The sequence below is a fragment of the Paranoxybacillus vitaminiphilus genome, from assembly GCF_003259935.1.
GTDB classification, from domain to species: domain Bacteria; phylum Bacillota; class Bacilli; order Bacillales; family Anoxybacillaceae; genus Paranoxybacillus; species Paranoxybacillus vitaminiphilus.
The window spans coordinates 1-21089 of the sequence record NZ_QLMH01000022.1; the positions used below are offsets into that span (position 1 = coordinate 1).

19 protein-coding genes, 1 tRNA gene, 2 pseudogenes and 1 riboswitch are annotated in these 21089 nt (G+C 41.4%); of the genes and pseudogenes, 8 read left to right on the forward strand and 14 right to left on the reverse strand.

Going from position 1 to position 21089, the window contains the following annotated elements:
• Positions 1–96 precede the first annotated feature (96 nt).
• The 3 genes and pseudogenes from B0I26_RS15895 to B0I26_RS15905 form a co-directional block, all read right to left on the reverse strand.
• Positions 97–1914: pseudogene (locus B0I26_RS15895) on the reverse strand (type I restriction endonuclease subunit R); the annotation flags it as partial.
• Positions 1911–3164, reverse strand: a complete 1254-nt coding sequence (locus B0I26_RS15900) for a restriction endonuclease subunit S (RefSeq protein ID WP_111646382.1) — start codon at positions 3162–3164, stop codon at positions 1911–1913. The gene B0I26_RS15900 and the pseudogene B0I26_RS15895, both read right to left, overlap by 4 nt.
• The gene (locus B0I26_RS15905) at positions 3154–4638 is read right to left on the reverse strand and encodes a type I restriction-modification system subunit M (protein WP_111646383.1); all 1485 of its coding nucleotides are present in this window, start codon (positions 4636–4638) and stop codon (positions 3154–3156) included. The genes B0I26_RS15900 and B0I26_RS15905 overlap by 11 nt, the downstream gene beginning before the upstream one ends.
• A gap of 335 nt (positions 4639–4973) precedes the next feature.
• Here B0I26_RS15905 and B0I26_RS18400 point away from each other — a divergent pair, with 335 nt between their 5' ends.
• Together B0I26_RS18400 and B0I26_RS15915 are read left to right on the forward strand one after the other, a co-directional pair.
• Positions 4974–5135 carry a hypothetical protein gene (locus B0I26_RS18400; protein WP_181502943.1) on the forward strand — a complete coding sequence of 54 codons (162 nt, stop codon included), beginning with the start codon at positions 4974–4976 and terminating at the stop codon, positions 5133–5135.
• 3 nt (positions 5136–5138) lie between these two features.
• The gene (locus B0I26_RS15915; protein ID WP_111646385.1) at positions 5139–5507 is read left to right on the forward strand and encodes a type II toxin-antitoxin system PemK/MazF family toxin; all 369 of its coding nucleotides are present in this window, start codon (positions 5139–5141) and stop codon (positions 5505–5507) included.
• Positions 5508–5826: 319 nt separating this feature from the next.
• Here B0I26_RS15915 and B0I26_RS15920 read toward each other — a convergent pair.
• Positions 5827–5899, reverse strand: a tRNA-Val gene (locus tag B0I26_RS15920).
• A gap of 140 nt (positions 5900–6039) precedes the next feature.
• Between B0I26_RS15920 and B0I26_RS15925 the strand changes: the two genes are divergently transcribed.
• Both B0I26_RS15925 and B0I26_RS15930 read left to right on the forward strand, forming a co-directional pair.
• Positions 6040–6678, forward strand: a complete 639-nt coding sequence (locus B0I26_RS15925) for a DsbA family oxidoreductase (protein WP_111646386.1) — start codon at positions 6040–6042, stop codon at positions 6676–6678.
• A gap of 547 nt (positions 6679–7225) precedes the next feature.
• Complete coding sequence (locus tag B0I26_RS15930) at positions 7226–7762, forward strand: HD domain-containing protein (RefSeq protein WP_111646387.1); 537 nt, start codon at positions 7226–7228, stop codon at positions 7760–7762.
• Positions 7763–7839: 77 nt separating this feature from the next.
• Here the strand turns inward: B0I26_RS15930 and metC are convergent, their stop codons facing one another.
• The 9 genes from metC to B0I26_RS15975 all read right to left on the reverse strand — a co-directional run bounded on the left by metC (position 7840) and on the right by B0I26_RS15975 (position 17617).
• The gene (gene metC, locus B0I26_RS15935) at positions 7840–9018 is read right to left on the reverse strand and encodes a cystathionine beta-lyase (RefSeq protein ID WP_111646388.1); all 1179 of its coding nucleotides are present in this window, start codon (positions 9016–9018) and stop codon (positions 7840–7842) included.
• A gap of 4 nt (positions 9019–9022) precedes the next feature.
• Positions 9023–10126 carry a methionine biosynthesis PLP-dependent protein gene (locus B0I26_RS15940; RefSeq protein WP_111646389.1) on the reverse strand — a complete coding sequence of 368 codons (1104 nt, stop codon included), beginning with the start codon at positions 10124–10126 and terminating at the stop codon, positions 9023–9025.
• A 73-nt stretch (positions 10127–10199) separates the two neighbouring features.
• A riboswitch (SAM riboswitch) is annotated at positions 10200–10308 on the reverse strand.
• Positions 10309–10529: 221 nt separating this feature from the next.
• Positions 10530–11705: a thiolase family protein gene (locus tag B0I26_RS15945; RefSeq protein WP_111646390.1), complete on the reverse strand. Its 1176-nt coding sequence runs from the start codon at positions 11703–11705 to the stop codon at positions 10530–10532.
• Between the two features lie 97 nt (positions 11706–11802).
• Entirely contained in the window at positions 11803–12579 is a 777-nt protein-coding gene (locus B0I26_RS15950) for a 3-hydroxybutyrate dehydrogenase (RefSeq protein WP_111646391.1), read from the reverse strand.
• A 20-nt stretch (positions 12580–12599) separates the two neighbouring features.
• Positions 12600–13919, reverse strand: a complete 1320-nt coding sequence (locus tag B0I26_RS15955; protein ID WP_181502945.1) for a GntP family permease — start codon at positions 13917–13919, stop codon at positions 12600–12602.
• A gap of 22 nt (positions 13920–13941) precedes the next feature.
• The gene (locus B0I26_RS15960) at positions 13942–14610 is read right to left on the reverse strand and encodes a CoA transferase subunit B (protein ID WP_111646393.1); all 669 of its coding nucleotides are present in this window, start codon (positions 14608–14610) and stop codon (positions 13942–13944) included.
• A gap of 21 nt (positions 14611–14631) precedes the next feature.
• On the reverse strand, positions 14632–15318 hold the full coding sequence (locus B0I26_RS15965; protein ID WP_111646394.1) for a CoA transferase subunit A: 687 nt from the start codon (positions 15316–15318) through the stop codon (positions 14632–14634).
• A 215-nt stretch (positions 15319–15533) separates the two neighbouring features.
• Complete coding sequence (locus tag B0I26_RS15970; RefSeq protein WP_181502947.1) at positions 15534–16904, reverse strand: sigma-54 interaction domain-containing protein; 1371 nt, start codon at positions 16902–16904, stop codon at positions 15534–15536.
• 161 nt (positions 16905–17065) lie between these two features.
• Positions 17066–17617, reverse strand: coding sequence for a phosphatidylglycerophosphatase A family protein (locus tag B0I26_RS15975; RefSeq protein WP_409991440.1), 552 nt, complete (start codon positions 17615–17617; stop codon positions 17066–17068).
• Between the two features lie 245 nt (positions 17618–17862).
• Here B0I26_RS15975 and B0I26_RS15980 point away from each other — a divergent pair, with 245 nt between their 5' ends.
• Genes B0I26_RS15980 through B0I26_RS15990 form a run of 3 tightly spaced genes read left to right on the forward strand, consistent with a single transcriptional unit; the run spans position 17863 to position 19594 of the window.
• Positions 17863–18591: an alpha/beta hydrolase gene (locus B0I26_RS15980; protein ID WP_111646396.1), complete on the forward strand. Its 729-nt coding sequence runs from the start codon at positions 17863–17865 to the stop codon at positions 18589–18591.
• Between the two features lie 58 nt (positions 18592–18649).
• Positions 18650–19168, forward strand: a complete 519-nt coding sequence (locus B0I26_RS15985) for a YjcG family protein (RefSeq protein WP_111646397.1) — start codon at positions 18650–18652, stop codon at positions 19166–19168.
• The gene (locus B0I26_RS15990; protein WP_111646398.1) at positions 19169–19594 is read left to right on the forward strand and encodes a GNAT family N-acetyltransferase; all 426 of its coding nucleotides are present in this window, start codon (positions 19169–19171) and stop codon (positions 19592–19594) included.
• 364 nt (positions 19595–19958) lie between these two features.
• Here B0I26_RS15990 and B0I26_RS15995 read toward each other — a convergent pair.
• A pseudogene (locus B0I26_RS15995) lies at positions 19959–20144 on the reverse strand (IS1595 family transposase); the annotation flags it as partial.
• Positions 20145–20295: 151 nt separating this feature from the next.
• Between B0I26_RS15995 and B0I26_RS16000 the strand changes: the two are divergent.
• Positions 20296–20970: a DUF421 domain-containing protein gene (locus B0I26_RS16000; RefSeq protein ID WP_111646399.1), complete on the forward strand. Its 675-nt coding sequence runs from the start codon at positions 20296–20298 to the stop codon at positions 20968–20970.
• The last annotated feature ends 119 nt before the right edge of the window (positions 20971–21089 follow it).

The window sequence follows — 21089 nt, forward strand, 5'->3', positions numbered from 1 at the left end:
AAATCCGGAACAATCCGCAAAAATTTTGCACATTATTTCCGAATCCGCCTGAAATAATTTGAAAAAGGGATTCTGAAATAATGTGCTAGTTTACATGTCTTCTTCAAATGGCTTTTTGAAGCGTTCAATTAATTGTTTTTCTTCCTCACGGGACAGTGAGTAATCTTTTAATAGTTCATTGTTTTTATCTTCGGGACCTGTTGAAATAATTAATGCTGTTTCATATTTTCTGTTAATGAGTTCATCTAGCTTTTGTTTATAAATGGCTGCTGCTTCACGGTTCACCGCCACCACTTGTGCTTTAAAACCGTTTGGCAGGATATAATTTTCAAAATGTTCCACAATATCTAAAGCAATTTGTCCAATGCGGCCCGGAGCGACTAAGATGGCTTCTTCCTTTGCATATTTCTTTTTAATGCGTTCTCTATCTTCCTCGCTATAGTCGCTAAATTTACGATCAAATAAGCGATCAAGTGAGTCACCTTGCAAATGAAGGTTCACCATTCGCGCTTCGTAGAAAATCGGAACGGTTGCCCCATCATCGACCGCTTGTTCAATCGTGTATTTGTCAATATAAGAGCCAAACGTTCGTGTTGTGCTTTTATCTTCTTTATCGATCGGTGTTCCTGTAAATCCAAGGTAACATGCATTCGGCAATCCTTTCCGCATGTTCATCGCTAAACCTTTGTATTGCGTACGGTGCGACTCGTCGACTAACACAAAAATATTTTCCGACCTCGAAAGCTCTGGATACTCGTCTTGATCCTTATCTGGTTGAAACTTCTGTACAAGAGTCATAATCGTAGAACCAGGGCCTTGTTGTAATAACCTTTTCAAGTCTTTGACGCTTTCCGCTTGTTGCGGGTTAGGGAAACCGCATTTACGGAATGTTTTTGTGATTTGGTCATCCAAGTCTTTACGGTCGGTCACAACGACAATCGTTGGATTTTGTAACTCTTTAATTCTTCTAAGTTTTACGGCTAAATATAACATCGTCAACGATTTACCTGAACCTTGTGTATGCCAAATCACCCCGCCGCGATCTTTCGGTGTTTTTGCATGTAAAATGCGCTGAATCGCTTTATTAACCGCACGGAATTGTTGATAACGGGCAATCTTTTTAATCACCCGTCCGCCATCGACTTCAAAGACGATGAAGTTTTGAATTAAATCAAGCAAGTTTTCTTTCGCTAACATCCCCGCCACTAAAATGTCTTGTTTTGTTGGAGAGTCGCCAAGTTCAGGCACCGTTCTTGGATACGGATCTTTCCACTCGCCATAGTGTTGCACTTTAGCACCAATCGTTCCTGCTTTGGCCCGATAGTTACTTGTCGCAATCATAAACTGGTTATAGTAGAAAAGTTGCTCATGAGTTTCCTGATAACGGCGTAATTGATTGACCGCTTTCGAAATTTGCGTATCTTCTTGCAACGTTGGACTTTTACATTCAATTACGACTAAAGGCAATCCATTCACAAAAATCACAACGTCAGGGCGAATCGTGCCTCTTGCATCTTGAATGCGGAATTGGTCAACAACTAGAAATTCATTGTTATAAGGGTTATCAAAATCAATCAGTTTAACTGTTTGATTCTTTTTCCCTTTTCCTAAATCTTGTTGAATCGAAATATAGTTTACAAGCATTTCATGGAACTTTTCATTCGCTTGCATTAATCCTGTTGCTTCAATGTGAGTCAGATTGTAAATGATGCGGGCAAGGTTGTTCTCGTCAATCCATGGGTTTAACCGTTGAATCGCTTTCTTTAACCGCTCTTTTAAAATCACTTCACTTAACGACTCACGTTCCAACTCAAGAGCTGATCCTGTGACATGTTCATAGCCCAACTCTTGAAGCTGATAAATCAAACGTTTTTCTACGAGGGTTAGTTCATTCCATTCACTTGCGGCGGTCACTGTGACATCACCTCATTATCAACTTTGACACGGACTTTGCCTGTGAGTAGGACTTGCATGAGACCTTTTTTTATATTAATTAAAGGTTCCAACTTCTCTTTTTCATTCTGAATTTTGTTGTCTAATCCCTTTAATGTTTTTGCAATTGTTCTTTGTTCTTCAATTGGAGGAACAGGAATTTTAATTTGTTTTATACTAGTTTTCGAAATACCGTAAACAGTAGCGCCAGTAGCAATTTTAATAAATTGTTTTCTTACTAATGGATTAGAAAAACAGTATTCCTTATATCCATTGTCCAAGGTAGCTTCTTTTTCTTTTGCTATAATGGTATGAAGCCCAGAAATAAATGGCTTATTCTCATCGTTTATTATCACTACACTTTTACCAATACCTTCTGTATCTTCAGACGCATCCGCAAAAACAACATCACCTGTTTTTAGCAGACTATATTCTCGTATCTCTTCCTTACTAATATCCAACCTTGGAAGCCAACTAGAATCAATATTTGTATCAAAAGCACTTTTATTCATTTTATGTATATCTCCATAGTGTAAATAAAAGACTCCTTCATCTCCCAAGACAGAACGGGAGAAAGGCATTCCACCATAAAACTCAAATATATTGTCTAGTCGTCTAACCTCCCACCCCTCAGGAATCTCCCCAATCTCCGTCTTTTTGAACTTCGTGTGTCCGATTCCTTTTGTGAGCAACTGTTGCATAAGCCCCTTTTTCACTTTCTCCGTTTGCTCGATGATCGCTTCGGTTTTCCCGATCGCTTCATCGACAGAGGAAAGAATAGAGGCTATTTTAGATTGCTCTCCTAATGGTGGTAAAAGTAAATTCAAATCCTCTATATCTTTTTTTGATAAATGTTTAACCGTAGTAGCGGGTGTTAAGGCCTCAATTTTTCTTAATTCACCTTGAAGACGATAAAAAATGAAGTCTTCGCTAATAATATCCGGATTTTTAGAATTAATTTTAGCGACTCGTTGGTTTAATAAGGCCTTTGGACCTTTCCAACGGACAATATTAAATTCACCATCCATTCCTACAAGGATGTCTCCTTTATTAATAATATACTTGTCATCATAATCTCCTTTATATAGTGTTACAGGATTATGAGTTTCAAGGTCCCTTATTCTGATAAGTGGTATACCTTCTTCTTCATTGAAATTCTTTGAGCTGAATGCATAACCAGTCAAAATTTCAAGATTATCCTTCATACTGACTTTCTTCCAGTCACCCACCATACCCCAACTCCTTTAAATAGCCGTACATCACCTTCTCGATTTCATCCCGTTCTTGTTCGAGTTGGCGAAGTTGACGAAGTGCTTCTGCGACATCAATTTCCTCTTCTTCTTCGATTGTGTCAATATAGCGGGCGATGTTTAAGTTGTAATCATTTTCTTTAATTTCTTCTAGTGTAACGACACGGCTATATTTCTCAACATCTTTCCATGCATCGTATGTGCTGACGATTTTTTCAATGTCTTCATCGCGGAGAACGTTTTGATTTTTTCCTTCTTGGTAGCCTCTTGACGCATCGATGAATAGGACTTTTCCTTTTTTATGTTCTTCTTTGTTTTTATTGATGATGAGGATACATGCTGGGATACCAGTTCCATAGAATAAGTTGGATGGCAAACCGATAATCGCTTCAATTAAATCTTCTTCTAAGATGCCTTGACGGATTTTCCCTTCCGCTCCGCCGCGGAAAAGAACACCATGCGGCATGACGACTCCCGCTTTTCCTTCATCATTGAGTGTGGCAATCATATGTTGAATAAACGCATAGTCTCCTGCGTTTTTTGGCGGTAAACCAAAGCGGAAGCGGTTAAATTCATCTGCTTCTGCTTCTTCACGCCCCCAGTTTTTTAAGCTAAACGGAGGATTGGCAATGACGCGATCATATAATAGAAGCTCGCCGTTTTCGTCCAATAGTTTCGGTTCACGAATTGTATCGCCTTTTTTAATTTCATGGTCGCTTAAGCCATGAAGCAACAAGTTCATTTTACAAATGGCCCACGTATTTAAGTTTTTCTCTTGCCCATGCAACGTAATGTTGCGCGGATTGCCGCCTTTTTCTTTTATATAGTCGACCGATTGAATGAGCATCCCGCCAGATCCCGCTGTTGGGTCACATACACGCATACCTTCTTCAGGCTTAATCAGTTTGACAATTAATTTAACAACTTGGCTTGGCGTATAAAACTCGCCACCTTTTTTTCCTGCATCGTCAGCAAACTGCTTAATTAGGTACTCATAAGCACGACCAAGGATGTCGGGTTCTGATAAATTTTCGTTACGTAAATCAATTTGCGAGAAGTGCTGTACTAATTGAAGAATGGTTTTATCGGACAATTTTTCTTTATCGTTAAAATCTATATTGGCTAATACCCCTTGTAGGGAAGGGTTTTCATCTTCTAATAGTTCAAAGGCTTTATTAATGACCGCCCCCACGTCTTGGGAGTGGGATTGAATATAACTCCAACGTGCTTTCTCAGGTACGAAAAATTGGTGTTCGTCGCGATCATACCAACCGTAATCTTCTCCTTCTTCCCTTTCAATCCGCTCAGCGGTTTCTACAAACACATCGTTTAATCGTTTTAAAAACAGCATTCCGAAGATATAGTTTTTATAATCAGAAGAATCGATACTGCCACGTAATATATTCGCAGATTCCCAAAGATGAGATTCAAGTTCTTGTAGCGTTAACTTGCTCATACTGTTGCCTCCATCAATTGTTGTTTACTACATATTAACTATAGCAAAATTCCTAAAGTCCAACTACCTATATAACGATAACGGTTTAGTGATGCTATCAGGTTTAATATATAGAGAGAAAAAACACAGCAAGTATCAGTTTTATACAAAACAGAGATAGAAACTAGATTTGTTTATAAGAATAGCAGAAGCTACTAAATTATTTAACTATTTTCTTTCCATCAAAACGGGGAATTTTATGTTATAATTTGTTAAAAACAAGGCATATACTATGCATATAAAATGATCGGTATGCATAGGTGGTGAATCGTATGTGCCAAGAGGAGGAGAAAGAGATGAATTCAACTTTGGACAGGAAGAGGGAAAAACAAAAGTTGAATATTGATTCTGAAAAATTCAAAGCAAAAGTGCCTCGTCTATCTGTTGTTGACGGCAGAGTCCAAATTGACCCAAATAATCCCCTACATCGTAAATGGTTCGAGGAGTTCAAAAAATAATATATGTACGTTGAGATTGGCGATATTTTCTGGTTTGATGTAACCTATCCAAGTACTGGAGAAACTGAGACAAGACCTGTTGTCATTATTGATATCATTGACGATACTCCAGTATTTGCTACGTTTGCGACCATTACCGGTTCCAATATTAAAGACTTTAATGATCGATTTGATAAATGGAAAGTTCCCCTGTTTCAATGGGAACATGCGGGATTAGAGAAAGGGTCATATGTTAAGGCTAATTGTATAGCTCAAGTTGAGGCATCAGCTTTTAAAAAGGAAGATTATATAGGTAAGATTCATCCTTATGATTTAAAAAATGTTAACAAAAAAGTTGAAGAATTTATTAATTCAGAAGAAGACCCATGGTAGTTTTTAATGCATTTAGAAACTGTACACAAATACAACGGTACATAAGAATGATATTGTTCATAAATCTGCTTTTTTAACTTCGAATGTAAATGACAACTGCTTCCTCAGAGTTTTCTGGATATTCATCCCCTATACCCACCCTTTTACCATTTCTCTTGCAACATGTAAGCTACAGTGGAGTATATCACCTACTTTATTGTTGGTATTCCGTTTCTCTAATTTGGTGTGAGTCAAGTTTTTATGGGAGCTTTTTTATAACCTGAACAAATACGAAAAAATAAAACCCGAACTCTCCATCTTGAGTTCGGGTTTCGTATGATGATTCCGACTGGGCTCGAACCAGCGACCTCCACCCTGTCAAGGTGGCGCTCTCCCAGCTGAGCTACGGAATCATAATGTTATCAAGTACATTTTTTATTATATGTATGACTCAATAGATTGTCAAATACTTTTTCAAAAAAACATGATAATCGCTTTATAAATTTTCCTTTGCTACAATAAATGTACAATCTAATGGAAAGGAAGTTGAACGATGAGCTTAAAAATCCGCGTTTATTCTGATTTTGTTTGTCCGTTCTGCTATATCGGAGAAAAGCCGCTCATGGAAGCGATCCGAGGAAAAGATGTGGAAATGGAATGGATGCCGTTTGAGCTTCGTCCCGAGCCGGCAGAACCGTTATCTCCTAACAGCGATTACATCCAGACTGCGTGGCAGCAGTCGGTCAAACCGCTTTCCGCTCGATTTGGGGTCAATATGGAACTGCCGGATATCGATCCGATTCCGCGCACACATTTTGCGCATGAAGGTTATCAATACGCAAAAGAACAAGGAAAAGCACTTGAATATGTTCATGCCGTCTTCTCCGCATATTGGCAAGAAGGGAAAAACATTAGCGATATCGCCGTGCTGAGTGAAGCGGCGGAAAAAATCGGGCTCAATAAAGAAGAGTTTCGTGCGGCACTTGAAACGCGCCGCTATAAAGAAGCGCATCAACAAGCATTGAAACATGCGTATGAAGAAGCTTTCATTACTGCGGTTCCTACATTTATCATCGGCAGCCGCATGCTTCGCGGCTTGCATACGAAAGAAATGATCGAAAAAGTGATTCTCGAACAGACAGAAAACGAAAACGATTTGCTCGGCAAAAGCTGCGGCATCGACGGCTGCTAAGAAGGCAAGAGGGCTGCCCTGCATACACGTCAAGTTAGGGAGATAACTTTCTTTCCTTTCCGATATTTAATCGAATTAGGAGAAGAAATCGAAACGTGAAAGGATATGAAAGAGCACTGATGCTGAAAAAAGGTTTTCTTAACTTGATGGCTATGGGGCTGCCCTATAAGTGTCCGGCCTCACACGAAATCCATCAGTTGCGGAGTCTGACGCTTTGCTTTAGCGGCAGCCTATTGTTCAATGGCAAATGAATTCAATCTGTTTTTCCCGCAAAATTCCGTTTTTATGCTCATATACTATTCCCCTGCTTTTCTCTCCAGCCGCCAAATCTCTTTTGGACGTGATGAACGATTATTTTAAATTTTGTTTTCGACGACTTTTCTCCCATTCGTGCATGAATGCTGCCAATCATCAGCTCGACGCCTTGTTCTATTGTTTGTCCTCCTGCTAAGCAATATTTTTAACCGTGGAAGAAAATATTTTCAATTTGATACAACGACATTGTCTATGTTATGATGTTTAGAAATATTAAAACGGAGGGATGACAATGCGGTATGTTACATTAACGGACGTATTTGTCCATCCGATTGCGCAAAAATATTTAAAACGCTCTGGTGTGGCTCATGCCATTGCCACCGCCTACCATGCTTATCGTTTAGCTTTAAAGCATGGAGTGAATGTCGATTTAGCAACAAAAGCGGCACTATTGCATGACATCGGTCATTATGAGTGGTATTCCAATGGAAAATGGGATTATGAGCAATATAAACAAAACGATATTCACGCCATTAAGGGAGCAGAGCGTGCCCATAAGCTGCTTATTCGTTTAGGGGAACATCCACAAAACGCCAAAGAAATTGCCCTTGCGATTCTTTTGCATACCGATTCGTACCTTCCGGAATGTGAGTTAAAGCGAAAGCCATTGCAGGCGATTATCAAACTTGCGGACGAGGCAGATGAAGAACCAGGTGGCAGACATCACTATCGAAAAATAGACGATGCCCTCGCTTTGAAAAAAGTGAAGCAATTGGATGAACTTGTCGGCAAACAGCTGGAGCAGGAACGGCTCGATGAAATTATATAAGGCTAAGCAGCATTGGTATTATCTCCTCCATCGTAAACGATAAGGGGATAATACCAAAAAGCGCTAGCCTTATATATTTATGGAGTGCTGGCTGTTGATTTTTTCTTTACATAGGACAGCGCTTCGTCAAAATCAGCCATTAAATCATCCGCCGCTTCCAAGCCGACGCTCAACCTGAGCAGCCCGTCGGTAATTCCTCTTCTTTCCCTTTCCTCTTTTGGCATCGCCGCATGGGACATTTTCGCCGGATACGATAAAATCGACTCAACCGCGCCTAAACTGACGGCAAACACCGGAATTTTCGCATGCTTAACAAACGTTCGCACCGCTTCTTCATCAGCCAGGCGGAACGACAATACCGCACCGGGCCCCTCTGCCTGATAACGGTGAATTGCATATCCGGGATGATAAGAAAGCCCAGGGTAATATACTTCTTCCACTTTCGGATGTTTCGCTAAAAAGTTGGCAATTTTCAGAGCGGATTGCGTCGATTGTTGAAGACGGACATGGAGCGTTTTTAGCCCGCGCAGCACAAGCCAGGCATCCTGCACGCCAAGCACTGCGCCAAAGGCATTTTGCAGTTTATATAAACGATTGGCCAGCTCTTCATCTTTTACAACTGCCAGTCCGGCAACAACATCGCTATGCCCCGATAAAAATTTCGTTGCGCTATGCAAAACAACATCTACACCTAACTCAAGAGGCCGCTGCAAGGCAGGCGTCATAAACGTATTGTCTAAAAACGTTAAACACCCATTTGCTTTTGCCAGCTTCACAATTCCGCGAATGTCGGTAATCTTTAGAAGCGGATTCGATGGTGTCTCCACATAAATCACTTTTGTGTTCGGGCGGATATGAGAAGCTACTTCATGCAAGTCGGTCATATCCACAAACGTGTATTCAATTCCGAAACGGCTCAGCACTTCCGTAATCATCCGATATGTTCCGCCATACACATCTTCTGTAATCAAGACGTGATCGCCTTTTGATAACAGCAAGAATGCAGTAGAAATCGCTGCCATTCCGGAGGCGAAGGCAAAGCCGCGCACACCGCCCTCGAGTTCGGCAATGGTGGCTTCCAACGCTTCCCTTGTTGGATTTCCTGAACGGCTGTAGTCATATTTTCCAAATGTGTCAAAATCATATTGATGAAACGTGGAAGCATGTTGAATCGGCACACTGACCGCTCCAGTTTGTTCGTCGACTTTCCATTTATTGTGAAGCAAATTCGTTTGAAAAGAAAATCCTTTCTCCACTCCGCTACACCTCTTTCATCTTTTGGAAGGCTTGCGCCAAATCAGCCATTAAATCCTCAACATGCTCAAGTCCGACGGAAAAACGCAATAACCGATTACATACTCCATTCGCAATCCGTATTTCTTCCGGAATGTCCATATGTGTTTGTGTTGCCGGATACGTGATAAAGCTTTCAACACCTCCTAAACTTTCAGCAAAAGTAATCACCTGTAAGCTCTTTAAGAAACCATTCACCCATTTTTCCTCTTTCAAGCGAAACGACAACATTCCGCCGCGCCCAGGGTACAATACATCCGTCACATCTTCATGATTAGCTAAAAACTCGCTTATTTGCTGTGCATTTTCTTCATGCTGCTTCATTCTCAGCGCCAATGTTTTCATACCGCGGATTAACAGCCATGAGTCAAACGGGGAAAGAACGGCGCCAATCGCATTATGAAATTGCGCCAGTTTTTCACAGAGCTCTTTTCCTTTGGCGACAACAAGCCCGGCCAATACATCATTATGTCCGCCTAAATATTTTGTTGCGCTATGAATAACAATGTCGGCGCCTTGTCTCAGCGGCTGTTGAATAACAGGTGTATAAAACGTATTGTCGACAATAAGAAGTAAGTTGTATCGTTTCGCCAACTTGGCTACTTCCTCAATGTTCGCTTCCTGCATCAATGGATTTGTCGGTGTTTCTAAAAAAATTGCTTTCGTTTTTTCTGTAATTTGCTTCTCCACCAATTGTATGTCGCGGAAATCCACATAATGAAAAGACAGCCCGTATTTTCGCCATCCTTTCTCAAAAAGCCGATATGTACCGCCATAAAGATCGGCGGAAACTAAAAACTCATCGCCGCTTTCAAATAAAGCCATCACTGTTTGAATGGCCGCCATTCCCGATGAAAACGCATATCCTTGATCGCCGCCTTCCAGTTTGGCGATCGCTTCCTCGACAATTTTCCGCGTCGGGTTGCCTGTGCGAATATAATCAAACCCTGTTGATTGGCCGATTCCTTCATGGCGATAAGCGGTCGAAAAATAGACAGGAGGATTGACAGTACCTGTTGCCTCCTCGCTTCGGTTTCCTATCTGTGCTAGTATCGTCTCTATTCTTTCCATGTTTCGTTCCTCCTTTTGTAAAATAAAAAAAGCCTTCTAAGAAGAAGACTTTTTGCGCGTGCGTTAGTCTTTCTTCTTATCTGCCGAATTGAAACCAATTCGCTGGATTTAGCACCTGGCCAAAAATTGGCTGGTTGCTGAAGCTTCACTGGGCCAGTTCCCTCCGCTTCTCTTGATAAGAATCGACCTTCCATGTATTCAATTTTAAGATTTTCTTTCAATTTAACTCATTTATACAGATTTTTCAAGCAATTTTTGCAACTTTTTTATAAAAAAATAGTGCATGCGCTGTACAAACATAAACGTTTACGGATGATTTATTGTCCTTTTTCAACAATAAAAAGAGGCTGACCTATAGCTAGTAGCAGACACTCCGCCTGAAGGACAGCCTCTTTGCCGCTATTTACAAACTTTCTACAAACAATGCCGTTCCCATTCCCCCGCCGACGCAGAGCGAAGCAATTCCTTTTTCTAACTGCCGCCGCTTCAGCTCGTGAATGAGGCTGACAACGATGCGCGCACCTGTGCAGCCAATTGGATGCCCTAAGCTGATGCCGCTTCCGTTCACATTCACTTTTTCCCTATCTAATCCGAGCTCCTTTTCAACGGCTAAATATTGGGCAGCAAACGCCTCGTTAATTTCAATGAGGTCAGCGTCAGCTAACGTCCAATTCACTTTTTCCAGCCCTTTTTGCACGGCCGGAACGGGACCGCGCCCCATGATGACCGGATCCACTCCGGCAACAGAATAACCTGCGATTTTCGCAAGCGGCTGAATTCCTTTTTCGCGTGCATAGTCGGCAGACATCAACACAAGCGCTGCTGCTCCATCATTAATTCCGGAAGAATTTCCCGCTGTCACCGTTCCATTTTTGCGGAAAACGGGTTTTAATGCAGCGAGTTTTTCTTTCGTCACATCAGCTCGTGGATGCTCATCTTTTGTAACGACGGTCTCTCCTTTTTTCGTTTTCACGGCAATCGGAACAATTTGTGACTCAAAATAACCGGACTCCATCGCATGAATCGCACGCTGATGACTTAATAAAGCCAGCTCGTCCTGCTCTTCTCTTGTAATCTCATATTTTTCCGCAAGATTTTCTGCCGTTTCTCCCATCATCATATGATGAAGCGGATCCTCAAGAATTTCCCAAATCGTGTCCGTCACCTGCTGATGCTGCAAGCGCGCTCCCCAACGATGCTGTTTTAATACGTATGGGCTGGAGCTCATCGCTTCAACGCCGCCGGCAATCACCACATCGCTGAGCCCAACTTGAATTTGCATCGCAGCAGAAATAATCGCCTGCATTCCAGAAGCGCATTGACGTTGAATCGTAAATCCGGTCGTTGTATCCGGAAAGCCGGCTAACAGCGCTGCCGTTCTCGCCGTATTCGGCATATCTGTTCTTTGAATACAATGCCCTAAAATGACTTCGTTCACTTCTTCTTTTTCAATTTGACTGCGGCGCACCGCTTCCTCCAATACCGGGACGGCCAAATCGGTCGGCAATAAATCTTTGAAAGCCCCGCCAAATGTGCCGATTGGTGTGCGCACCGCGGAAGTAATGACCACTTCACGCATTTTTTATTCCTCCTTGTTACTAATCATTATTTCTCCATGAAAGGAGTCATTCCCTTTCGAGCTTTGCTCAATAAACTTCCTTACCATTATATGAGCATCATTGTGCCGTATAACCGCCATCAATAATAACGGCTTGACCGGTAATCCCCTTCGCTTGCTCACTTGCAAGAAACATCGCATAATTCGCAACCTCTTCAACAGATAATAAACGTCTTTGCGGGACGAGCGGATAAATGATTTCCTCCAATACTTTTTCTAATGGAACATTGCGCGTTGCTGCCAAATCGGTAAGCTGATTGCGGACAAGCGGTGTATCCACATAGCCCGGACATAGCGCATTAACGGTAATACCATAAGTTGCCCCCTCAAGTGCCGCTACTTTCGTTAAACCGATAACTCCGTGCTTTGCGCTGTTATACGCCGCTTTTCCGGCAAAACCAACAAGTCCGTTAATCGACGCCATGTTAATAATGCGGCCGTATTTTTGCTGCTTCATGATCGGAAACACATGTTTAATCGCCATGAATGGAGCAGTCAACATCACGCGGATGAGCAGTTCAAATTTCTCTGTCGGAAAATCTTCAATCATGGAAACGTATTGCAAACCAGCATTGTTTATTAAAATGTCGAGCCGTCCAAACCGATTGACTGTTTCATCAAGCGCCGCTTTCACTTCCGCTTCTGACGTGACATCACACTTCAAACCAACCGCTTCAAGTCCCTCATTTCGCAGCGATTCTGCCGCTTCCTCGACCGCTGTTTTGTTTAAATCGGTAAGAACTACCTTTGCACCGTTTTCGGCAAACTTTTTCGCCACTTCATACCCTATTCCTCTTGCGGCCCCTGTGATAAACGTAACTTGGTTTTTTACCATGTCTCTTTCCTCCTATATGATTAGATTCCTATCCCTAAAGAGAATAAGATAATCGCAAGCACTGTCCCTAAAGCCGGAACAATGACGGTTAAGGCGCCGACTGCGTTATATGCATCTTGATGGGTCTCACCGCAAATCGCGCGAATCGTTGTTACAACATAACCGTTATGCGGCAATGAATCGAGTGCACCCGAAGAAATCGCAACAACGCGGTGCAATGCTTCCGGATTAACTCCCATATCAAGGTAATGCGGCGCAAGAATTGGCAGGGCAATCGCCTGTCCTCCTGAAGCAGAACCTGTCATTCCAGCAATAACGCTTACTGCAATTGCTCCGCCAATCAGCGGACTTCCGGGAATGCTTGTCATCGTTTCAACAGCTGCTTCGAATGCTGGAACGGCTTTGGCCACTCCGCCGAACCCGACAACCGCTGCTGTATTTCCTAAAGCAATCAACGCTCCAAATGTTCCTTCAGAAACAGCACCGCCAAAATTTTTGAAATATTTGCGGTTTAATGCATAAGCAGCAATCACGCCGCCAAGCAGGGCAATGATTAGCGCAGATTGTTTTAACGAATCATGGAACACGAACGAAATAATCAAGACAACTACAAGAGGGATAACACCTGCAACTGGATGCGGCAGCGGTTTATCGCTCACTTCCGGATCGCCATCTCTTGAAATAAATCCCTCTCCTCTTGCCACCGCTTTGGCAATCATTCTCTTTAGCCACCAATAGCCAAATACAGCCATGAAAATAGCAACAATTAAACTAACTTCCCATCCCGCATAAGGAGAGGTTTTTAAGTATTCGATTGGAATCCAGTTTTGAATTTCCGGAGATCCGGCTGATGTCATCGTAAATGTAACGGAACCGAATGCAAGTGCCGCCGGGATAAAACGGCGCGGCAAGTTGGCCTGTTTAAACAAGCTGACTGCCATTGGATAAACAGAAAACGCCACAACGAATAAGCTCACTCCGCCATATGTTAAGACAGCACAGGCAATAACGACAGCTAAAGCCGCATGTTTCATACCGAGCTTATCTACGATCCATTTGGATACGCTGTCTGCCGCCCCGCTGTCTTCCATTACCTTTCCGAAAATTGCTCCTAATAAGAACATTAAGTACCAAGACTGAATAAAGCTCGAAAAGCCGGCCATATAGTTGCCTACTAAGTTTGCTTCTCCCTCGCCGACAAGCTGCGGAAACAGCGGTAAGCCGCTGAAGACCGCAACGATTAACGCACATAAAGGTGCCGCAACAAAAAGGTTCATTCCTCTCATTGTTAAATAAATCAATAATACAAGTCCCCCGATAAGGCCGATCATGCTCCACATTTCTCCCTCACCCCCGAATGATTTACGCGCGAATTAGAAGGTTTTCATCGACAATTAATGTCGGTTCTGTCACCGCTTGAATTTCTTCGACTGTGCTTCCATCTAAGATCTCTACTAATTTCAGCCCGTTTTCTGTCACATCGATGACCGCTCTTTCCGTAATGATGCGGTTGACCACTTTCTTTCCGGTCAGCGGAAGACTGCACTCTTTGACAATCTTCGGTTTACCGTTCTTGCTGACATGCTCCATAATGACAATAATTTTCTTCGCTCCATGAACTAAATCCATGGCACCGCCCATGCCTTTAATCATTTTTCCGGGAATCATCCAGTTGGCAAGATCGCCTTTTTCGGAAACTTCCATTCCTCCTAAAATCGCCACGTCAATATGGCCGCCGCGAATCATCGCAAATGACTCAGCACTGCTGAAATAAGAGGCTCCCGGAATTGCCGTAACCGTCTCTTTTCCCGCGTTGATTAAATCCGGATCAACTTCATCTTCCGCAGGATAAGGTCCGATACCTAACAGCCCGTTTTCTGATTGCAAGACAACTTGTTTATGCGGCTGAATAAAATTCGCCACAAGAGTCGGCATTCCGATTCCTAAATTGACATAGAAACCGCTTTCAATTTCTTGTTCGGCACGTTTAGCAATTTTTTCACGAATGGATTGTCTGCTCATTGTCGTCATGACACCTTCCTCCAGTAAAAATTAACGAACGACTAATCTTTCAATGCGTTTTTGCTGCTTTCCAACAACTAAGCGCTGAACATAAATGCTTGGTGTGTGAATTTGATCTGGATCTAAATCGCCAATTTCCACAAGCTCCTCCACTTCCGCAATCGTTATTTTCCCTGCCGCCGCCATCATCGGGTTAAAGTTGCGTGCTGTTTTGTTATAGATGAGATTTCCCATTTTATCTCCCTTCCACGCACGCACTAAGCTAAAATCGGCAACGAGCGCTGTTTCTAGAACGTATTCTTTTCCGTTAAATACTCTTACTTCCTTTCCTTCAGCAATCGGAGTTCCGACGCCGGCTGGCGTATAAAAGGCCGGAATTCCCGCACCACCTGCACGAATCCTCTCTGCGAGCGTTCCTTGTGGAATGAGCTCTACTTCAATCTCTCCGTTTAACACTTGCCGTTCAAACTCTTTGTTTTCACCGACATATGAAGCAATCATTTTCTTAATTTGCTTGTTTTTAAGAAGAAGCCCTAACCCCCAGTCATCAACACCACAATTGTTGGAGATGACGGTTAAATCTTTGACACCTGTTTCTACTAATGCAAGAATTAAATTTTCCGGGATGCCGACGAGACCAAACCCGCCGACCATAATCGTTGCGCCGTCATGAATGTCTTGGACTGCTTCAATAAATGAAGAATGTACCTGCTTCATCGACTTACCTCCCTGCTCATCATTTTTCTTCACCTCCTTATCATGCAAAAATGATGCCAAACGAAAATGATTAAAAAAGACAGTAAATAATGAATATTAATACTATTTTATATGCAGTAAATTCCAACAATATGGAAGTCATTTAAAAGCATTACGCAAAAACATGCAGAAAAAAGCTTCCGGATTTATGGAACGAATTCCAAAATTCCGGAAGCCTAGTTATCTAAACCGTACTTTTTTATTTTCTCGTATATGGCTGATTTGCTGATGCCAAGAGCCTTTGCCGCTTTCAGTTTATCGTTTTTGTGCAGCGCCAAACTTTTCTGAATAATTACCTTCTCAGTTTCTTCAAGCAATTGCTTTAACGTTTTCCCTTCAAGCTGATATACGGTATTTGTTTTTAAATACTCAGGCAGCGCTTCTACCGTAATCGTTTCACCATTGGCAAAATGGACAGCGGCTTCAATCACATTTTCCAGCTCGCGAATGTTTCCCGGCCATACATGCTGTGAGAAAATTTGCAATACTTCTTCATCCACTGCCGTAATTCGTTTTCCACACCGTTTGCCGATTTTATCAATGAAATGGTATGTAAGCACTCTTATGTCCTCCGGCCGTTCACGCAAAGGCGGAATGATGAAAGGAACAACATTAATCCGGTAATATAAATCCTCGCGAAACCGCTTTTCTTCAATCATTTTTTCTAACGGCCGATTGGTTGCGGCAATAATTCTTACGTCTACAGAAACGGTTTTCGTCGCACCGACCGGTTCAATCTCTTTTTCCTGCAGAACTCGAAGCAGTTTTACTTGCATATGCAGCGGCATATCCCCGATTTCATCAAGAAAAATCGTTCCGCCGTCAGCAAGTTGAAACTTTCCTTTTTTGCCGCCTTTTCTCGCCCCGGTAAACGCGCCTTCCTCATAGCCGAACAATTCCGATTCAAGCAAATGCTCCGGAATAGCACCGCAATTCACCTTAATAAACGGCTTGCTGCTTCGGCTGCTTAGCTGATGAATGCTGTGGGCAAACAGCTCTTTTCCCGTACCGCTTTCGCCGCGAATCAACACAGAAATATCGCTATCGGCAATTCTTTTCACTTTTTCTTTTAATATTTCCATTTGTTTCGATTGAGAGATAATATCTTGTAATGTATACTTCGCTCCGTTGTCTTCCTTCCATTCTTGCAAATATGTTTGCAATTGCGGCAGCAAACTTCTAATATGGCTATTCATTCTTTTCCATTCATTTGTATCGCGAAAAATCACAGTCCCAACAGCCCCGATTACTTTTCCGTTAGAAAAAATCGGAATGCGGTTGGCAATCATATAGTTCCCTTTTATATAATGCAGATCAGCAATTTCCTCTTTTCCCGTTTGCACGACAATATGCATTCGTGTATTCTCAATCACTTCTGTTACATGCTTGCCGATAATTTCTTCACGATTTTTCCCTAAAAATTCGCAATAGTTTTTATTGATGTAAATAATTCTTCCCTTTTCATCAACAACAACAATCCATTCATAGGCACAATTAATAATGGTTTCAAGAATTTCATGCTGGAATGTAATATCGTTTTCCGCCATCTCCCTTCGCCCCCTTTGCCCTAATTATTTTATAAAGAGGCTGGCCTGTCATTGTCTGAGCTCACGCACATCCCACCATATACCGCTTATTCATCCGATACGGCGTGCCATATATGGCGGCGCGGGATCTGACGCATTATTTTCAGGCCAGCCTCTTTTCATTAAGATATCGCTTCTTCCTTTTCCTGCATAATTTCTGTTTCTTTCCGTTCTTCCTCGTCGCGGAAATTGTGTGCCAATCTCCCGGCAGCACTAGCTGCAATACTCGCTACTAAATCATCTAAAAATGTATGCACACCTTGTCCCCTTTTTGTATCTAAATATTTAATAATGCCAATTTTATGTTTATCAAGGTGCCCGAATGTCGTTACGGCAATGCTGCCGTAGCCTAATACGGCACCTAAAGCAATCGTCTCATCAACCCCAAATAATCCTTCATCTGTTTCGACAAGCGTTTGCAAAGGTTCGGACAGCATCTTTCTTTCAGCCAGTTTATCAAGTTCAATTCCGACTAAAATGGCATGCTGCACTTCCCGTTTTTGCAGCACCTTTTCAACGCTTTCTATGCAATCATCAATGGTTAATCCTTTATTATACGGACTTTGCATCTCATAGACAATTTCGGCAATTGCTTTAACGGTAACGCCGCGCTCGGCCAGCAAACGCAAAGCAGCTTCTGTTACTTCTTTGCTTGTTACTCGTCTTTTTTCCATTGGCATTCTCCTCTCTAGAAAAAAAAGCATATTTCGCTAGTGTAAAATCTCGACTCTTCCCCAATTATAGCACTATATAAGTTTCACTTGAATATTTGACCTCTGGCAGACAAAAGAGTTGCCGCCGATTTTTCGCTCAAAATCTCGAAAAGTGAAGCATCCAATTACATTTGTACAGACAACATGTTTTGACACAAATATGCTAAAATAACAATGAATTCGAAAATAGTGTTGGAGGATGAATAATGACAGAACAAAAAGGAACCACTTTAGTACAAACCATTTACAGCCAAGAGTTAAATGAAGAAGTTACATTGCTTATTTATTTGCCAAGCACGTATTCTCCTCTTCATAAATATTCGCTTCTTATTGCTCAAGATGGTAAAGATTACTTTATGCTTGGAAAAGTAACGCGGGCCGTGGAAGATTTATTAGCAAGAAAAAAGATTGACCGGACGATCGTTGTCGGCATTCCGTATAAAGATGTGAACGATCGTTACGAAAAATACCATCCAAGCGGCAAAAAGCATACGGCTTATTTACGATTTTTGGCAAATGAGCTTGTTCCGTATTTAGATAAAGAATTTCCTACTTATCAAATGGGAATGGGCCGCGCATTAATCGGCGATTCTCTCGGCGGCACGGTTTCTTTATTAGCCGGTCTTACTTATCCGCATACATTCGGAAAAATCGCCATGCAGTCGCCATATATTAACGAAATCATGATCGAAAAAGTGAAAAGTTTTGCACATCCGCATCTGTTGCAGCTTTACCATTCGATCGGCACAGAAGAAACGGCAGTGAAAACAACCGATGGAAAAGTTCGTGACTTTATAACACCGAACCGCCAAGTTCATCAGTTATTTAAGCAAAAAGGATTTACTTACAAATATGAAGAATTCAACGGGGACCATACTTGGACATATTGGCAGCCTGATTTGCCAAAGGCGCTTGAAAACATCCTCATCATTTAATAAATTTCGCAATTTTGTTATAATTGAACAATACTATGGAAAAAAGGAGGGGATTTTTATGAAATACGGCATTGCCTTATTCCCGTCAAAAAAAGTCCAAGATTTTGCGAACTCGTACAGAAAACGTTATGATAGCCATTATTCGCTTATTCCGCCTCATTTAACGTTGAAAAGCACGTTTGAAGCAAGCGATGAAGAAATTTCAACAATCGTTAAAGAACTTCGGAAAATTGCTGCGGATACAGAGCCGATCCCATTAAAAATTACAAAATTCAGCTCGTTTTATCCTGTTAACAACGTCATCTACTTAAAAGTGGAACCGAATGAAACGCTGAAAAAACTGCATAAGCAATTTTACAGTGGAATTTTCACCGACAAACCTGAATACGCTTTCGTACCGCATATTACGATTGGGCAATCACTTTCAGATGCTGAACATTCTGATATATACGGCCAGCTAAAAATGCAAAAAGTCTACTTTGAAGAGACAGTAGACCGATTCCATTTACTTTATCAACTTGATAACGGTTCATGGACCGTATATGAAACATTTCTCGTCGGAAAGGAACAAGAGTAAATGAAAGTGGTTTTTGGAAACAGCGAAAAGCTTTGGAACGACGCCGTTTCTGTCAGAAGAGCCGTATTCATCGAAGAACAGCACGTTCCAGAAGAGTTGGAAATCGATGAATTTGAAAATGAAGCGACCCATTTCGTTCTGTATGATGGAGAAAAAGCCGTTGGAGCCGGGAGATTTCGTACGATTGACAGCATTGGAAAAATCGAGCGAATTTGCGTGCTTCCTGATTATCGCAGCCGCGGAGCCGGGCGTTTAATTATGGAAAGCATCGAACAATTCGCAAAAGAAAACGGGATTGCCAAAACAAAGCTAAACGCGCAGACACACGCGGAGCGCTTTTACGAAAAATTAGGCTATAAAACGATATCCGGCATTTTCATGGATGCAGGAATTCCCCATGTCACGATGATGAAACAGCTTTTATAACAAAGAGAAGGGATGACCCATAAGTGTCGGTCACATAGCCAATCATTACGGGCTATAGCTGACACTTTGCTTTTATAGGTCAGCCCTTTTTTATGTATGGCTATGTTAAATTTGATTGTTGATTTATAGTTAAAATAAAAAAAGACTTAACTTCACTATCGTAGAATCAAGTCTTTTTTTACATATTATGTTATGATAGCCGAATCTTTAAATGATTACCTTATTATAACCAATTATTTACATAAGATACTAATCCTAAAATAGCTCCAAATGTAGCTCCAAAAAACACAAAATATCTTGTTTTTATCTCGGCAATACTCCATTTGTTTTTTGTATCACTCACAAACAATCCCTCCCTTCTATTCTAATATTCATACGTTCTTAATGAATGGTGGGTTTCATTAATTGGAAATAAACAACTTTCTACTATCATTTTACTTATAGAAGCATTGTCACTTCTGTGTTTCACCATATCGAGGAATTGAAACCAGCTCAAATAATGGTCGAGGTATTTTGTTGCCACACCATTAAAGCGTTGAATCCAGCCTTTTTAAGACTTACGAACAAACGTTCTTCTAATTATTATAGAACATTCGTTTGTTTTAATCGAATATCAACAGAATTATTTAACATAGCCTTATGTATAAAAAATCACCTTTTTTCACAAATTAATGGTATCTTAAATCCAAAAGGTGAAAAAAATGGAATTGATTAAAATTGCTTCTGAACTAGTAGTTGGTTATGTCGCTCTACTATTTACTACTAAAATTCTCGGAAAAACCCAAATCACACAAATCACAGCATTTGATTTTATTTCCGCGCTTGTGTTAGGGGAACTTGTCGGCAATGCGCTTTACGACAACAATATCGGTATTTCCCAAATCTTATTCGCCGTCGCCTTATGGGGGGCTTTAATTTACATAACAGAAATAATTACGCAAAAAAAGAAAAATTTCCGCGCTATTTTAGAAGGAAAACCGACATTGGTCATCGCTCAGGGCAAAATTTTACGTGATAAAATGGCAGAAAATAAATTAGACATGAATCAATTACAACATTTGCTGCGATCAAAAGGAGCGTTTTCCATCCGCGAAGTCGAGTATGCGGTTTTAGAGACAGACGGGACAGTAAGCGTCTTAAAAAAATCACCATACGAGCTGCCGACAAGACAAGATCATCAAATGCCGGAACAATTAGTGAGCCTTCCTGTAACATTAATTCTCGATGGTGAAGTGATTTGGGATAATCTCAAAGAATTCGGTTTTTCTGAAAAATGGCTGAAAGGCCAAATCCAGTCATTCGGCGCAAAAGAGTATAAGGACGTACTATATGCAGAATGGCAAAAAGACAAAGGAATACATGTGCAAACATTTTAACGCTTTATTACAATACCATCGATAGCGGGGCTGACCCATAAGTGTCTAAACTCATATCCATTTATCTTATGTTACATCCTATATGATTGGGTTGTGCGGTCTGATACTTTGCTTTTGGA

What these genes read in the sequence shown, in the direction of transcription:
- B0I26_RS15900 (WP_111646382.1), bottom strand. Translation starts at nt 3,164, where the DNA reads ATGGTGGGTGACTGGAAGAAAGTCAGTATGAAGGATAATCTTGAAATT.
- B0I26_RS15905 (WP_111646383.1), bottom strand. Translation starts at nt 4,638, where the DNA reads ATGAGCAAGTTAACGCTACAAGAACTTGAATCTCATCTTTGGGAATCT.
- B0I26_RS18400 (WP_181502943.1), top strand. Translation starts at nt 4,974, where the DNA reads ATGAATTCAACTTTGGACAGGAAGAGGGAAAAACAAAAGTTGAATATT.
- B0I26_RS15915 (WP_111646385.1), top strand. Translation starts at nt 5,139, where the DNA reads ATGTACGTTGAGATTGGCGATATTTTCTGGTTTGATGTAACCTATCCA.
- B0I26_RS15925 (WP_111646386.1), top strand. Translation starts at nt 6,040, where the DNA reads ATGAGCTTAAAAATCCGCGTTTATTCTGATTTTGTTTGTCCGTTCTGC.
- B0I26_RS15930 (WP_111646387.1), top strand. Translation starts at nt 7,226, where the DNA reads ATGCGGTATGTTACATTAACGGACGTATTTGTCCATCCGATTGCGCAA.
- B0I26_RS15940 (WP_111646389.1), bottom strand. Translation starts at nt 10,126, where the DNA reads ATGGAAAGAATAGAGACGATACTAGCACAGATAGGAAACCGAAGCGAG.
- B0I26_RS15945 (WP_111646390.1), bottom strand. Translation starts at nt 11,705, where the DNA reads ATGCGTGAAGTGGTCATTACTTCCGCGGTGCGCACACCAATCGGCACA.
- B0I26_RS15950 (WP_111646391.1), bottom strand. Translation starts at nt 12,579, where the DNA reads ATGGTAAAAAACCAAGTTACGTTTATCACAGGGGCCGCAAGAGGAATA.
- B0I26_RS15955 (WP_181502945.1), bottom strand. Translation starts at nt 13,919, where the DNA reads ATGTGGAGCATGATCGGCCTTATCGGGGGACTTGTATTATTGATTTAT.
- B0I26_RS15960 (WP_111646393.1), bottom strand. Translation starts at nt 14,610, where the DNA reads ATGACGACAATGAGCAGACAATCCATTCGTGAAAAAATTGCTAAACGT.
- B0I26_RS15965 (WP_111646394.1), bottom strand. Translation starts at nt 15,318, where the DNA reads ATGAAGCAGGTACATTCTTCATTTATTGAAGCAGTCCAAGACATTCAT.
- B0I26_RS15970 (WP_181502947.1), bottom strand. Translation starts at nt 16,904, where the DNA reads ATGGCGGAAAACGATATTACATTCCAGCATGAAATTCTTGAAACCATT.
- B0I26_RS15975 (WP_409991440.1), bottom strand. Translation starts at nt 17,617, where the DNA reads ATGGAAAAAAGACGAGTAACAAGCAAAGAAGTAACAGAAGCTGCTTTG.
- B0I26_RS15980 (WP_111646396.1), top strand. Translation starts at nt 17,863, where the DNA reads ATGACAGAACAAAAAGGAACCACTTTAGTACAAACCATTTACAGCCAA.
- B0I26_RS15985 (WP_111646397.1), top strand. Translation starts at nt 18,650, where the DNA reads ATGAAATACGGCATTGCCTTATTCCCGTCAAAAAAAGTCCAAGATTTT.
- B0I26_RS15990 (WP_111646398.1), top strand. Translation starts at nt 19,169, where the DNA reads ATGAAAGTGGTTTTTGGAAACAGCGAAAAGCTTTGGAACGACGCCGTT.
- B0I26_RS16000 (WP_111646399.1), top strand. Translation starts at nt 20,296, where the DNA reads ATGGAATTGATTAAAATTGCTTCTGAACTAGTAGTTGGTTATGTCGCT.